Origin of the sequence: uncultured Holdemanella sp., from assembly GCF_934754935.1 — a bacterium.
In the GTDB taxonomy this organism is placed as follows: Bacteria; Bacillota_I; Bacilli_A; order Erysipelotrichales; family Erysipelotrichaceae; genus Holdemanella.
This window is the reverse complement of sequence record NZ_CAKVJB010000016.1, coordinates 35,874-49,658: the sequence shown is the minus strand read 5'-3', so window position 1 is coordinate 49,658 and position 13,785 is coordinate 35,874. Positions and strand designations below refer to the sequence as shown.

The 13,785-nt window shown below is 32.3% G+C and carries 14 protein-coding genes; 5 read left to right on the top strand and 9 right to left on the bottom strand.

Features of this window, described 5'->3' with window-relative positions; translation table 11 throughout:
• Positions 1-181: 181 nt before the first annotated feature.
• Positions 182-883, bottom strand: coding sequence for a hypothetical protein (locus Q0E86_RS05860; protein ID WP_295755279.1), 702 nt, complete (start codon positions 881-883; stop codon positions 182-184).
• A 103-nt stretch (positions 884-986) separates the two neighbouring features.
• Here Q0E86_RS05860 and Q0E86_RS05855 point away from each other — a divergent pair, with 103 nt between their 5' ends.
• The gene (locus tag Q0E86_RS05855; RefSeq protein ID WP_295755276.1) at positions 987-1,472 is read left to right on the top strand and encodes an HD domain-containing protein; all 486 of its coding nucleotides are present in this window, start codon (positions 987-989) and stop codon (positions 1,470-1,472) included.
• A gap of 7 nt (positions 1,473-1,479) precedes the next feature.
• Positions 1,480-1,932, top strand: coding sequence for a hypothetical protein (locus Q0E86_RS05850; RefSeq protein ID WP_295755273.1), 453 nt, complete (start codon positions 1,480-1,482; stop codon positions 1,930-1,932).
• A gap of 823 nt (positions 1,933-2,755) precedes the next feature.
• Here Q0E86_RS05850 and Q0E86_RS05845 read toward each other — a convergent pair.
• Together Q0E86_RS05845 and Q0E86_RS05840 are read right to left on the bottom strand one after the other, a co-directional pair.
• Complete coding sequence (locus tag Q0E86_RS05845) at positions 2,756-4,138, bottom strand: DUF6273 domain-containing protein (protein ID WP_295755270.1); 1,383 nt, start codon at positions 4,136-4,138, stop codon at positions 2,756-2,758.
• Positions 4,056-4,862 carry a hypothetical protein gene (locus tag Q0E86_RS05840; protein ID WP_295755267.1) on the bottom strand — a complete coding sequence of 269 codons (807 nt, stop codon included), beginning with the start codon at positions 4,860-4,862 and terminating at the stop codon, positions 4,056-4,058. The genes Q0E86_RS05845 and Q0E86_RS05840 overlap by 83 nt, the downstream gene beginning before the upstream one ends.
• 738 nt (positions 4,863-5,600) lie before the next feature.
• Between Q0E86_RS05840 and Q0E86_RS05835 the strand changes: the two genes are divergently transcribed.
• From Q0E86_RS05835 to Q0E86_RS05825, 3 genes are all read left to right on the top strand, one after another.
• Positions 5,601-6,605, top strand: a complete 1,005-nt coding sequence (locus Q0E86_RS05835; RefSeq protein ID WP_295755265.1) for a hypothetical protein — start codon at positions 5,601-5,603, stop codon at positions 6,603-6,605.
• A 698-nt stretch (positions 6,606-7,303) separates the two neighbouring features.
• Positions 7,304-7,771, top strand: coding sequence for a hypothetical protein (locus Q0E86_RS05830; RefSeq protein WP_295755262.1), 468 nt, complete (start codon positions 7,304-7,306; stop codon positions 7,769-7,771).
• Positions 7,772-8,052: 281 nt separating this feature from the next.
• Positions 8,053-8,211 (top strand): hypothetical protein, encoded by a 159-nt coding sequence (locus Q0E86_RS05825; RefSeq protein ID WP_295755259.1) that lies wholly within the window; start codon positions 8,053-8,055, stop codon positions 8,209-8,211.
• A 352-nt stretch (positions 8,212-8,563) separates the two neighbouring features.
• Here the strand turns inward: Q0E86_RS05825 and Q0E86_RS05820 are convergent, their stop codons facing one another.
• The 6 genes from Q0E86_RS05820 to Q0E86_RS05795 all read right to left on the bottom strand — a co-directional run bounded on the left by Q0E86_RS05820 (position 8,564) and on the right by Q0E86_RS05795 (position 13,742).
• Positions 8,564-8,812: a hypothetical protein gene (locus Q0E86_RS05820; RefSeq protein WP_295755257.1), complete on the bottom strand. Its 249-nt coding sequence runs from the start codon at positions 8,810-8,812 to the stop codon at positions 8,564-8,566.
• 56 nt (positions 8,813-8,868) lie between these two features.
• On the bottom strand, positions 8,869-9,714 hold the full coding sequence (locus tag Q0E86_RS05815) for a patatin family protein (RefSeq protein ID WP_295755254.1): 846 nt from the start codon (positions 9,712-9,714) through the stop codon (positions 8,869-8,871).
• 51 nt (positions 9,715-9,765) lie between these two features.
• Complete coding sequence (locus tag Q0E86_RS05810; protein ID WP_295755251.1) at positions 9,766-10,677, bottom strand: hypothetical protein; 912 nt, start codon at positions 10,675-10,677, stop codon at positions 9,766-9,768.
• 10 nt (positions 10,678-10,687) lie between these two features.
• On the bottom strand, positions 10,688-11,533 hold the full coding sequence (locus Q0E86_RS05805) for a DNA/RNA non-specific endonuclease (protein WP_295755249.1): 846 nt from the start codon (positions 11,531-11,533) through the stop codon (positions 10,688-10,690).
• Between the two features lie 164 nt (positions 11,534-11,697).
• Entirely contained in the window at positions 11,698-12,429 is a 732-nt protein-coding gene (locus Q0E86_RS05800) for a type 1 glutamine amidotransferase (RefSeq protein ID WP_295755246.1), read from the bottom strand.
• Entirely contained in the window at positions 12,426-13,742 is a 1,317-nt protein-coding gene (locus Q0E86_RS05795; protein WP_295755243.1) for a Mur ligase family protein, read from the bottom strand. Before Q0E86_RS05795 ends, Q0E86_RS05800 begins: the two co-directional genes overlap by 4 nt.
• Between the last annotated feature and the right edge of the window lie 43 nt (positions 13,743-13,785).

Here is a 13,785-nt window from a genome sequence, read left to right as displayed (position 1 = left end):
GTAAAAAATGAGCGTAAGGCCTTTAAACAAAAGGTTTGCGCTCATTGTTGCGTTATATAACTGTCGAAAACGGGATAGTATAACACTATGTATACGATTGTGCAAAAAGAATATTAACATTTGTTTCTTTAACTGATGGTTTTGCCTAATATATAGCGTGATTATATATTTTATTTTTTGATTATTCTATAGTTATAGAACCATAAAAAACAATTTTTGTGATTTTTGCAGATTCGTTATACCATACAAATCCAACGGCACCACCGTTTTTAATCATCTTAAAAGCTTCATTTTCAGTCAATTTAGTAAAGTTTGATTCAATATCCGATTGATCCACATTATGAGTCCATAAATAAAATTGGGCATTATCAACTAGTGATTCTGAAAGCTTATACTCCTTAAATTCTGGATCATCTCCATCATAATTTGCAGGGGCAGTCGTAATTTGAGAGTCATTCTTATCAAGAATTGCCAGATAAGAACTAAAACCATTTGTTATATTATCTGTATCATACGCAATATCACTTGGATTAGCTCCATCCATAATCTTATCTTTTTGATCAAAAAACTCTTTGACATCACCATCAATATTTAGAAGAAGTCTTGATTTTTCATAGCGTAACACCTGAATTGACATATCACCAGTTGGTAAAAGATTAATCTTCTTACTATTTGAATCATAAGAATACTTATCATACAAATCTGAATCATTCACTGGATTTCCTTCATCACTATAATATGAAAAGTGACCATCCTTACCAAAGTAGATGGTTTCAATACATGTAGAGTCATAGTGAACCCAATCGTGTTCCGTCAAGAAATCTGTTTTACCACATCCGACAAGCAATATACTAATCATCATAATCGCAAACATTCTTTTCATACCTATACCTCTAAACCTATTTTAAATCATTCAACAAAATTATGTTGAAAAAGATATATATCTTAGAGATAATTAAGAAAATAAATGGGAAGAAGTGTTTGATATGATAAATAAATTACATTTAGCAATGATTGAACTTTATAAAGGAGACGCAAAAAGAATTCAGCATTTTTGTAAGGTGCATAGCTACGCAAAATTAATTGCAGAAACAGAACATGTTGATGAAAGAACGCTATTTATTATTGAAACCGCAGCATTAACACATGATATTGGTATTCATGTGTGTGAAGAAAAATATGGTGATTGTAGCGGTAAATTACAAGAGAAGGAAGGGCCTGCACTAGCTGAACAATTGTTGAAACAATTGGGATTTGATGATGATATATCCAAACGAGTTCAGTATTTAATTGCACACCACCATACGTATGATCATGTGGATGGTATTGATTATCAAATATTGATTGAAGCTGACTTTCTTGTGAATATTATGGAAGATCATTTATCAAAAGAAGCTGTAAAAAAAGCTTATAATCGTATATTTAAAACAGATTGCGGTAAAACAATTTGTAGGGAAATGTTTGGATTATAGGTGGAATATGGAAAACAAAAATACAATAACAAAGAATGAATTTAAAAAAAGTTTTGTTAAGCATTATAGAGTTGGAGAAAAAGTTGTTTGTTCTAATAATATGATTGTAGAAATCATCGCATATAGAAACCATAAAGATATTGATGTAAGATATGAAGATGGATATATTATTGAGCATACAACATATCAAAGTTATTTCCAACGAAGCTGTCCTAGATCAGATAAAAAACCGGTAATATGGTGTAGAGGTTTCGATGTTGTAAAAAAGATGATTGGAAAGAAAAGACGTACTTTACACGGATACAGAACGTTACTTAACGTAAGAAATTATTTCGATGTTGATTATATAGATGATAATGGTGAAACTGTATATCACAAATGCTTTGCGACATTTTATTATAATAATACAATGCTTCATCATCATATGCGAAAAGGGAAATTGGTTGCCTATGAACAATAAACCAATCTAACGTTTTAATGAAGCAGAAGTAAAATAATAAGCTCCAACGCCCATGTGATTACATCTCGAATGTTTAAGAACAAAGAGACTTTATGTTTCTTTGTTCTTAGGCATTCAAATGGATTTTATCAGTTTGACAAATTGGAAGTTGTTACATTGGCGAATGAATCCACATGTGTCCCAAAATCAAGATACTAAGCACTATTACAAGCAACAATGCTATACCAATTGCTTTGTGCTTTCGCTTAAAAGCGATAAAACTTCCCACACCCATTACTATGTATGCGAGAAGCAATAACATCGTAAAACTCATATGACCTCCTTAAATACCGATTTATTGATTTATTTTAACACAAAATATAAGTGGTTTGTAGAGAGGAAATATATCGTGTTTAATTTTCATACAAAAAATTTGAAATACCATCATATTACCAATTTGTAAACGTAATTCTAAGTTTAACCGTTTTAGTGCCAACTCACTGAATCACTTTTCTAAAAGAAGCTCTTAGTTTAAGAAAAACGAGCAAACGGACATAAAAAACCAATAATGGAAGTTGTTAGTTTTGGAGAGACAAAATGTGTCTCCCTCAAACTAACGACTTCCATTATGAAGTCTTTTTTTACGCTTATTTTCCGTTTTACAAGAACTTAACGACCCCTATAAGAAATCCAATCAGTCAGAAATGACTTTTTTAACCAAAGTAATAATCACCTAAGCAAAATCAAAACAGTGCAAACGTGTCAAAACGGGAAAACTAATAGGGAACTGATAGGAGAGAGACATGAAAAAAACAGAACCTCTATAATGAGATCCTGTGTGTTCTTATTTGTAGTTGACTGTTCCTGTTACGGTGTAATCGACTTTGGATAGGTCTATGACAAAGGCAGGACGGACACCAACCCAATCATACGTCACATAGCCGGTGCTGCTGTCCATTGAACGATCGGCGTAAATCAAATACACTGTGCTGCGAGGCGAGCAGGAGTTGCTGTCTCTGAGCCACATGTGGTATAAGGAGTTATTTGTTCCTTTCAAGAAATTATAAACCTTGTTAGCGTTGTTTAGATCCACAAGATTGGATACTTCTTCAACGCTTGGCAAGAATACACGTCTTGAAATCGTGTTATAAGTTGTGTTGTTATAGCCTTTTTCACTATACTTCCAACTGTTCATAGGATACGCTCCTTGTGCATCGTCTGGAATGTTTGCCTTATTATAAATGACCCATTTGGGATTTTCTGTAGTACCTTCATTATAATACCAGTCTGTGCCAGACCATCTCCATTTTGGATTTGACGAAGTATTATTATATGCAACCTGTTTGATATCCGTTGCCTGAATCGCTTTCTGTAGTTTCTCAGGAAGCTGTTTATACCAAGTGTTTTCTAGATAGTTATCAATATAGCTACCTTCATAAGTGTTGGAATACTGACCATCAGGACGCGTCTCATTCGGCGGTTCATATGTTCCAACTTTGTAGTTTCCATCTGAATCCACATTTGGCTGGTACTGTATATTTCTAATATTTGTTCCTGAAATCAATCTATAATTTCCGTCTTCAGTTTGACCCATAACTATATAATCATTTCCCTCAATATTTAGAACTGTACCAGTAGAATAAGGTGCTTTTTTCCATTGAGCGTAAACTGTTAAATTATTAGGATTTACATAACTAGAATCTTTCCAATAATTTCCATTGTTTATACATTTTCCATTAGAATCGTAAACTATATTTCCATTTTCAGGAGCGTCATACCATCCAAGAAACTCGAATCCTTTTCTAGTAGGTTTCAAATAATTTATATCCCAACAATTTCCAGTATCGAAATATAATTTTGTATCCAATACTTTCGAGCTTCCATCACCATTTATTAATCCACCGTTAGGATTAACAGTAAGAGTATATGTGTTTGCTGTCCATATTGGATACAAGTCTATCACTGTATCATTCTTTTTGAATTCATCCAACACTCCACAGTAATCTGCGACATCTTCCATTTTGGCCAACCCAACATTGTCCATTACCTTTTTATTTCCAGCCTCTTTAATCGTCCAAGTATTAGCGGCAGCTGTGTATCCTTTTTTTATTAATCTATTAATGTTAGCTAAACCATCTTGAGAATCAAATGTATCTCCATATTTTTTTTGTTTCAGAATATACCACATCTTTGTTTGAAACGTTTTGGACAATATCCCCAAAATCATTCCAGCTCTGTGCTCCATCTGCATGGTAATTAAGCGTTAATTTATTTGTATCAAATTTTAAATTTATTTCTTGATAAGGGGAGTCAAATGTTCCTTTTATAATTGTGTCTCCAATATAATGCTTTCCGTCAGTAGCTTTAATGTTGAATATTTCATAAGTTGTTCCTTCCACTTGGCTCTGATAAAAATCAGTCAAATCGCTTATGGTTCGTCCGTTAATTTTAATACCAAAGGTTCCGTATCCATTTAACCAACTGACTGTATTTCCATCCAATAATCCATTTACATTTAGTGTATACAGTTGTTTTTCTTGTATATTAAAGGTAAGCGTGTCTTTATAATCACCGCTATACATTGGATTTTTACTCTTATCAATGAAAATGTTCAATGATTGAGAAACAGTATTACTAATGTCAGGACGACTATTAGACAATGTTATTAAGTTGTCGGAAATAGAGTATGGGATAGTATCATCTCTGTTTGTTAAATTAAAACCGTTTTGAGAACTAGCTGTAATAATAATTTGTGTTGATTTATCTAAGCCAGCTGAAATATCAAAATTGGTTGTATCAGTTGAAAATGAAATTTCAGATGGGATTGTAATCGTATAACCAGACGTATCAGTTGTCTGTTCATTAATAGCTTCAGCTTTTACAACATCTGCATCACCACAGGTAATTGATCCTAAGATTAAGAAGCCACATAATGTTATAAATTTCTTCATGTTTTTCATCTCATCACAAATACCTCCTTACTGCCTACATTGAACCACAATTCGAATCCAACCAATTTCTCGTCATTTCTATGGATAAACACAAACAAAATCCTTGCAATACAATCAAAATCCACGTCAAATCTTCTAAAAGACCTTCTCGTAGCCCTCGAATCTATATCCAGATCAAAACATTACTATACAAAATGTGTAAATGAATAGAAAACTAAGGGAAAGGGCGGGGAAAATGTTTGTTTTTAGGTTTTACGCCAGCGTAAACTCATTAATAGACGGGAAAATGTTTGTGTTCAACGGGATTTTGTTTGTTTTCTGTCTTGAATCAAGAATATTGCAGTCATGTTCTGTATAAAAAAAATCCAGAAGTCTCATCATATGATGATTTAAGCTATTATACATATATAGATAACATATGTTTTTTATATGGAGCTAACAAAAAAATTAAAAAATTTTATGGATGCTATTTTTTTATTGATAAGATGTCCTCAAATGAATTGGAAAAAATGGAGCAATTTCTCAATTCAAAAAACCTAAGACCTAGAAGTTTATTATTTTAATCCAAATCTTTATCAGGTTTGGCTTTTTATATTCTTGATTTTCATCTATTTAAGAACTATAGTATCCATGAATTAGAAACATAAATATATAGATGTTCTTTTGCTTGTATTTAAATACACTAATTCAGGATATTTGTCATCCAAAATTGTTTGATAAAGAAAGAAGGCTTTAATCATGAAATTATTCAAATATATTCTCTGCTTATTTTGCGCTATATCTTTAACAGCTTGTCACCAAGATGAAAAGCAAGATTTTTGGGAAGCTACCATTGATGCTGTTCAATCCAAATCCAAAGATAATGCGTACTTAAAAAACAACTGGAATATTGGTATAAGTTCAGATGAAGGCAAAAAGCATCAAAATATGGTTGCCCGCTATATCGTAGAAAACGACAATGAAACAACTACTACCATATTTGCTTTGCAAAACCAAAATGATAAAGAATATATATCCTATACATATACAACAGATGTAATTGAAGATACAAAAGAATATCAAAAGACAATAACTATTAATTCAACGAATAAGAAATATACAAAGTATGATATCCAATATAATTACTACGAATTTGAGAATGGAAACTACACATATGGAGAAGACGCAACTGGCTCAATATCAATCAATAAAGATGGCATTACATATGATAATGTTCCACTTTTAAATGAAGCAATCCAAAGCTGCTGTACAATAATTGATGATTTCCAGGAAGAATTTGATATCGATTATGAAGAATATGATTTTGATCCTCTACCATATCAAATGAAGGATTTGAATATTCCAAGTATAGATGAGATTCAGGAGGAAACCGCAACTTCTACAGACTACTATGGAGAACAAAGAATCAACGCAAAAGGATATACACTTGTTGATTGTTTAAGTATTGATAAAGATACAAATGAAGCAACCTATTCAACTTTCAATTACGAAAGACAGAGTGATGAGGAATCAATTCCATGTACACTTTCATTACAAGGTAATAACATTTATCTATTGACGCCAGATATGGATATTGATTTTACTTACTATATTTATAAAACAGACGACACCGTTTACATGTATTCCATAGACTATTCAAGTAATGAAATCATTGAGGATATTACCAACAACGGCGGAAATATGGCCGAGCAAGTTTTAAAAACCACAAATGACAGCTTACGAAAAAAGATTGCAGAACAATAAAGGCTATGACTTGTTTGATAGGAACGATATCAGGCAAGTCTTTTTTGTTTTCTTGGAAAAGCTAAACTATTTCTCGATTAGTTTGAGAGCGGTCTTGTAAGACGGATGTTACTTTTATAGCTAATCCTATGAAAACATTATTTCCAAAGTGTGCAATTTGTCGTTGTTGGTTTTCGAGGACGTTGTGAGAGAAATCGAGAAAGGAGAAGGGTATAAAAAAAAGGACTCCATTTAAGGAATCCTAATGTGTTATATCGTGTTTTATCCGATTTCTCTAGTATAAGCATACACAATTTTCGGAGCTTCAGCAGCCTTTGCAGCTGTTTCGGTATAATACTGAGTCAGTTTGGAAGTATCGTTCAATTTTCGAGCTTCTTCAGAAAGTGTCTTAATAGTTCGGTTCACATCTTTCAAGACTTCATATAATGAGTATTGATTATCTCGAATCTTTTCCAAGTTATCAACAATATCTGATGATTTGTTTATGATTAGGTTTTGCCTTAGTTCGGTTTCATTCAGTTTTTCACAGTATTACGGTGGTGTTATAAAGCAATATAGGTTTTTACAAGTTTTTATTGGTAATATGATGGTGTTACAAATTTTTTGTATGAAAATTAAACACGATATATTTCCTCTCTACAAACCACTTATATTTTGTGTTAAAATAAATCTATAAATCGGAATTTATGGAGAAGACAATGATGGATAAAAAGACACAAAAAAAAGGCTTAAAAATTCAGTATAATACAAAAAAAAGTGTGATATATCTGATCATCGCAATTCCCACTATTGTGTTTACTATATGGGATTTGTTTTGTGGAAGCATTCAGATTCGTTGTAATGATCGTGATTTTAACATTGAAGCAAAAGGATGGAATGATTATACAGGGGAGTATTCGCAAATTGACAGCATTTCTTATGAAGTAAATGTATTGCAGAACGATAATGATTACAGAACTAATGGTTTTGGAAACCTGAAGTATGATATGGGAAACTTCAAAAACGATATCTTCGGAGATTATATCCGCTACACTCATGCCTCCTGCCATTCATATGTTGTCATGGACATAGATGGAAAAATATTAGTTGTAAATGGGGAAAATGACGCAGAGACAAAGGAAATCTATCAGAGAATAAGTGAGAAGGTGTCAAAGGAAAGAAAATAGTTGTCGAAACGCTGATGTATAGACAAAACTAGTAACGGGTAAACCTCATCAATTTACCCGCTTTTTTTATGCCCTCTATTTAACTATTGGGAGTGCTTTGGAGGTTTCCGTGAGGATGGTTTGTCCAAGTTGTAAAAAGAGAAGACCTTCATCGAAAGCACCTGCATCTAAGAACATCTGTGATTACATCTCGAATACCTAAGAACAAAGAGACTCAATGTTTCTTTGTTTTATTGTGCTTTTACAAACAAACGAAGCAAACTTTGGAAGTTCTTAGTTTCATGAAGTTAGAACAAATCTTTTTCGTAAAAGAAGTTCTTAGTTTCATAATGAAGAAACAAGATATTTTAGTAAAAGAAGTTCTTAGTTTCATAATGAAGAAACAAGATAATTTCTTAAAAGAAGTTGTTAGTTTCTTAAAGAAGCTGTTAGTTTCATGAAAACAAAATGATCGCTACGTATATATTGTAACATATATAGCACTTCGCATAATCTTACTTATGTAATAATTATGGAATTAAAAATAGAGCAGAAATTTACAAAAATCTGCTTTCTTAAATGATTTAGAATACTTAAACACATAATCTTTATTAATATTTCAAATAACATATCTAATTATTTGAATCAAGACATATAATTATTCATCTATTTGACTTTCACGGTAATTTATCAAACCTCTTAGATCATACTATATGTTTTAAACAAAACCAGATTTTAATCGCATCCTCTGATTTGATTTAAGACGTATAGTTGTCCATCTTTTTTGATTTCACGACAAATCAGAGAGTCTTGTTAATCTCTAGTTCTTACATAATATAAAGAACCTAACGCAACCTCGATAATCATATATGGTATTGCCATCAAATAAGCTGAATATGGATGAAGATCTGATGCAGCATACTGCATATCTGCAATTTTAAGTTTACCAGATTGAATTTCTTCAATCTTGGTTTTATACATATGAACACGATACGGACATACCACAGCTAATACAATCATAATTGTTAATAGAATACGTCCAGGCTTATTAAAAAAGTTCATATTCATCACTCCTAAATATTTTTTAAAGTATATCACAATTCAATATGTGAAACACTTCACAAATATATCTTTAAATCTTCTAAATAATGTAATGCATCCTTTCTTCCAATATCATAGATTTCTTGTAGATGATTAGGATCCTTCTCAATCATGGCACACGCAATCGGTTTAGATGGACGAATCACAAATATTCTACCTTCCCTTTCCAATTGTTCTATTCGATTCAATGTTTCATTATATACAATATGTCTATTTTCTAATGCATGTTGAAGATTTGGATATTCCTTAAAAGCCTTTTTTAAAAGATTGATATATTTCATCGGCTTTTTACGATATGTTTTATCTCGAGTTAATACTACAACTGTTTTAGTTGATCTATCTAACATCCAATCAACTGGAATCGAATCACTTACACCGCCATCTAATAATTCATACCCATCTAGTTTTACTGGTTTAGAAACAATCGGAATCGATGCTGATGCACGAATCCACTCAATATCTGTCGCATCACCATTCTTTATTTCATGATATACCGGTTTTCCCGTATGAATATCCGTACATACTAAAGTAAATTTTAATGGATTTTCTCTAAATGTTTTCGTATCAAACGGATCTAATATCGTTGGTACTATCCCGTACGCAAAGTCTTTGTTATATAAGTCACCGGTTTTAATAAAACTCTTTAATCCAGAATATCTTGGATCTCTACAAAAACGTTTGTTATAGCGAAGCGCTCTACCAATCTGTTTGGACTTGATGTTACAACCAAATGCAGCACCCGCACTAACTCCAACTACTTCATCGAAACAAATGCCATTTTCCATGAATACATCTATAACACCACAAGTATACATACCTCGAAAGCCTCCGCCTTCAAGAACTAATCCTTTCATTTCTTTCATAATCATCACCGCAAAAAATTATACAACAATGTGAACTAAAAAGAAAAGGACTTATTCAAGTCCAATCTTAAATGTATTCGATTTTCCAAAAGCCTTCGAATTCATATTGACCACAAAAGGCTTTGTACTCTTATCCGTAAAATCAGGCGCTGCATCCTCAAAATGAAATTCAATATCTGCATTGATTGTTTGTTTACTATCCAAGAAATACAACATATAACCCGTTACTTTAGCTTTAAAGCTTTGTGTTTTAGGCGCCATTCCATTCGTTGTGAAATCATGTTTTTGAATCTCTTCCATACTCGAAAATTCACCATTACCACTCAAATCAATACCCTCTAAAGTAGCACTAGGCGTAATATAAGGAACTGTGATACGACTATCCGTTTTATTTTCATAACAAATTTTAATATTTTTTAATACCGTTTCATTATTCTCATATACATATTTTGCTTTTGAACCATCCACACTAATTTTTAAAGTATCATCCTCAAAGAAAACATATTTCTTATCCTTCGAATCCTTTACATTTTTATCACTTGCTTTACGAATATCAATAGCTTTGAAAGGTAAAAATTGTTTTTTATTGTTGAAGGATAAACCTAAATTTTTCTGATCATTATTTGGAAAACCAATATAACCATAAATATAAGTGCTTTGTCCTTTAGTAATCGCATACGTTGGCGTAGATTGATATTTATCAATGACACTAATATCTTTTTCATTATTATCCGTAACCGTATAATAAAGCTCTTGTGTATTAAACGTCTTTTTACCTTTATTTTTTATACTTGCCAAATAATAATAGTACGTTGAATTATCTGTTTCATTTGTCACAGTTAAAACATCCAATAATTTACAAGATACATTTGAAGTTAAATCCACATGATTCTCTGGCTTTGAACAACCAAATAAAGATAAAGATAAAACACATACGCATATTAGACTTATTATTTTTTTCATGTTAATTCTCCTATGGATTACAGTTTTTACAAGGCAAATAGCCCTGGTCAATCAAAACATCTCTAGAATCCTTTGTTTCAATCCTATTTGAAGCCTTCATTCTTTTCACACTTGAACAAGTAGGCTTATGAAACTTATGCGTATTTACATTTAAAACATACGTCATATTTTCTTCACTTGCCTTATATTCCTTTATAATATTCTCTTTCGAACGACTCGAATCGCCCGTTTTATAATCAATTTCAATACCTGGCTGCACATTGTAACAATATACATTAAACGATATGCCCTGACCTTTATCTTCAATTGAATAAGCCTCCATTTGAACGCCACTCGCAATTAAATTATCACCATCATATATAGGTGTAACTCGATATAATACGTGATGATTTGTCTTTTTTATATAATCAGACACCTCATTTTCAAAAGGAAGCATACCCTCTACATTTAGATACCGTGTACCCGTAATTAAGTTTTTGCGATTCGCATTCTCACCCGTCAATTGATATCCAATCAAATGACAACGATTATATAAATACTTTCCATCAATTCCCTTATAACGAATGGTATGCCATCCAGCCGGCTTTACAGTACCAATACTGCCACGCTTTGTGTTTGGCATTAAATCCCTTGATATATTCGCATATGCGACTTGTGGACGATCTAAATCATCCAAATTCGAATACGATTCAAAACTCTTTTTATTCATATCACTCGAATTAAATTGAGGCTCATTATCATGAATCTTTACATAAGGCGTTCCATTATATTCTGGAATATCGTCCAATTCATAAGCGGATATTGGCGTAATTAAAGTTGAAAGAATGACGACAATGGATAAAATAAATTTTCTCATACTATTCCTCACATATTTGACATAAATAATGTCAATATAACTCATATACTAAAACCATGAAAGGAGTGAGTGTTAAAAAACATAGTACGCAATTATCGTTCGAGTCAAAAATTATAATAAACCCCTTATGTACTATGTTTTTAGATGTCTAATGACATCTTTTTTTATATTTCTAATTTTTTAAACACAGCCTCACGAGCCATCTTTTCAAATTTATCTTCCAAAGGTTTTAAATCACTATATTTAAAATCTGGATTCCTTTTTTGTATTGCTTTTGAAATCACAAAATCCGCAACCTCAGGATTTTTAGGAAGCAATGGACCATGTAAATATGTTCCTAAGATCTTACCATCATAGAAACCTTCAAAGCCTGCACCAAAACTATTACCATACCCCTTAACAACTTTACCTAAAGGATGTGTCACATTCAATGTTTGACCTCCATGATTCTCAAAACCAACAATACGCGTTTTTAAACCATCCAAATTGGCATCAATCACTACATTTCCAATACAACGACTACCAGCTTTACCTGTATCCGTATAATAATCATAGAACTGTAAACCTGAAATCTTTTCATTATTAGCCGCAATATAATATTGACCAAACAATTGATATCCACCACAAATCAAAAGAACAAACGTCTTTTCATCCATGGCCTTTTTTATATTTTCTTTACGCGATAATAGATCCGGAATCAAACTAATTTGTTCCTTATCCGCACCACCACCTAAGAAAATCAAATCATATTCACTTAAATCTTTTTCTTCACCAATACCACAAGTATCCAATTCAAAAGGAATACCACGATCTAAACAACGCTTCTTTAGAACCATCATATTTCCCTTATCCCCATAAAGATCCATGATATCATGATACATCCAAACTACTTTCATAGACCCATCTCCTTTTTGATCGCATTACGCGTAGGAAGCAATGCCGTATATGTCGCAATCGCATACGTTGTACGCTTTGTAGCTAAAGCCGCTTTAACGGCAATATCCAAAGTATCAACAACACTTAGAGGACCTTTATAACCTCCATAATAAATTCTTAAAGCCATATCATTCGCACGAAGACCCGTACAAATAATTTCTTTGGTGCTATCCTTCATGATCTTTTCAAAGAAAGTATCATAGATCCAACTTACATCTGTACCATCCTGCTCACGATCATTTAATACGATCACGATTGTTTTATCCGATTCATCTTTTTCAATGACCTTCATGACCTCGTTAGCTCCCGTAGGATTTTTAACTAGATTTAAAATACAAGTTTGATCATTCGACTTAAATGTTTCATTTCTTCCTGCAGGCTGAGGCGCATGACTAAAGACAGACTTTACACAATCTACAGAAATACCATAGTTTTTCGCAACATTTAAGACAACCGCACAATTATACATCGAATACATGCCTTCATAAGGCGATTTATAATTGACTCCATCACTCGTGAATGTTTCTTTATCTAAATCAATATCCTTTAGACACACATCCATTTCAGGTGTTTTAAAATCACATCTTGAACAATGGAATTTACCAATATGCGAATATTGATAATAACTATATTCAAGTCTAGCCCCACACTTTGGACAAAACTTTCCTTCACTCGCTTCTTTTGTGGTTTTCACAGAATATTTATTTTCATCCATCCCAAAATAAGAACAAGAAGCATTTTTCGCTATTAAATTTAAACGCACAACATTTGGATCATTCGCATTTAAAATTAGACGACCCCTATATTCAGGTAATACCTTTTCAATGGAATCAATCAATTGTTCCATTTCACGAGCACGATCTAATTGATCACGAAAGAAGTTGTTGACCACAAAATCCGTAACCGGAATAAAAGGAAGAATGTGTCTTACATTCAATTCATCGCACTCTAATACAACCGCATTGGCTTTGACTTCACCGTTTAATTTACAATTCGTTAAAAGTGTAGTCACAATACCGGCTTTTAAGTTATCGCCTTTACGATTTGAAATCACATTGTATCCTGCATTTTGAAACAAATCCGTAATCATGTTTGCGGTACTCGTTTTACCATTGGTACCCGTAACTAAAATGACAGGCCCATTAAATTTTAATTTTGTTAATATATTTTTATCAACCTTACAACCAATAGATCCCGGCATAGATCCACCTCTTCCAATAAGATGTAATCCCCAGGCACTTAGCTTTGTAGATAATATAGATAAAGTTTTCATTAAAATCTCCTTTTCCATACTTCTCTATTATACAACAATTGAA

What these genes read in the sequence shown, in the direction of transcription:
- Q0E86_RS05795 (WP_295755243.1), bottom strand. Translation starts at nt 13,742, where the DNA reads ATGAAAACTTTATCTATATTATCTACAAAGCTAAGTGCCTGGGGATTA.
- Q0E86_RS05855 (WP_295755276.1), top strand. Translation starts at nt 987, where the DNA reads ATGATAAATAAATTACATTTAGCAATGATTGAACTTTATAAAGGAGAC.
- Q0E86_RS05830 (WP_295755262.1), top strand. Translation starts at nt 7,304, where the DNA reads ATGATGGATAAAAAGACACAAAAAAAAGGCTTAAAAATTCAGTATAAT.
- Q0E86_RS05840 (WP_295755267.1), bottom strand. Translation starts at nt 4,862, where the DNA reads ATGAAGAAATTTATAACATTATGTGGCTTCTTAATCTTAGGATCAATT.
- Q0E86_RS05820 (WP_295755257.1), bottom strand. Translation starts at nt 8,812, where the DNA reads ATGAACTTTTTTAATAAGCCTGGACGTATTCTATTAACAATTATGATT.
- Q0E86_RS05800 (WP_295755246.1), bottom strand. Translation starts at nt 12,429, where the DNA reads ATGAAAGTAGTTTGGATGTATCATGATATCATGGATCTTTATGGGGAT.
- Q0E86_RS05810 (WP_295755251.1), bottom strand. Translation starts at nt 10,677, where the DNA reads ATGAAAAAAATAATAAGTCTAATATGCGTATGTGTTTTATCTTTATCT.
- Q0E86_RS05835 (WP_295755265.1), top strand. Translation starts at nt 5,601, where the DNA reads ATGAAATTATTCAAATATATTCTCTGCTTATTTTGCGCTATATCTTTA.
- Q0E86_RS05805 (WP_295755249.1), bottom strand. Translation starts at nt 11,533, where the DNA reads ATGAGAAAATTTATTTTATCCATTGTCGTCATTCTTTCAACTTTAATT.
- Q0E86_RS05825 (WP_295755259.1), top strand. Translation starts at nt 8,053, where the DNA reads ATGAAGTTAGAACAAATCTTTTTCGTAAAAGAAGTTCTTAGTTTCATA.
- Q0E86_RS05860 (WP_295755279.1), bottom strand. Translation starts at nt 883, where the DNA reads ATGAAAAGAATGTTTGCGATTATGATGATTAGTATATTGCTTGTCGGA.
- Q0E86_RS05850 (WP_295755273.1), top strand. Translation starts at nt 1,480, where the DNA reads ATGGAAAACAAAAATACAATAACAAAGAATGAATTTAAAAAAAGTTTT.
- Q0E86_RS05815 (WP_295755254.1), bottom strand. Translation starts at nt 9,714, where the DNA reads ATGAAAGAAATGAAAGGATTAGTTCTTGAAGGCGGAGGCTTTCGAGGT.
- Q0E86_RS05845 (WP_295755270.1), bottom strand. Translation starts at nt 4,138, where the DNA reads ATGATTTTGGGGATATTGTCCAAAACGTTTCAAACAAAGATGTGGTAT.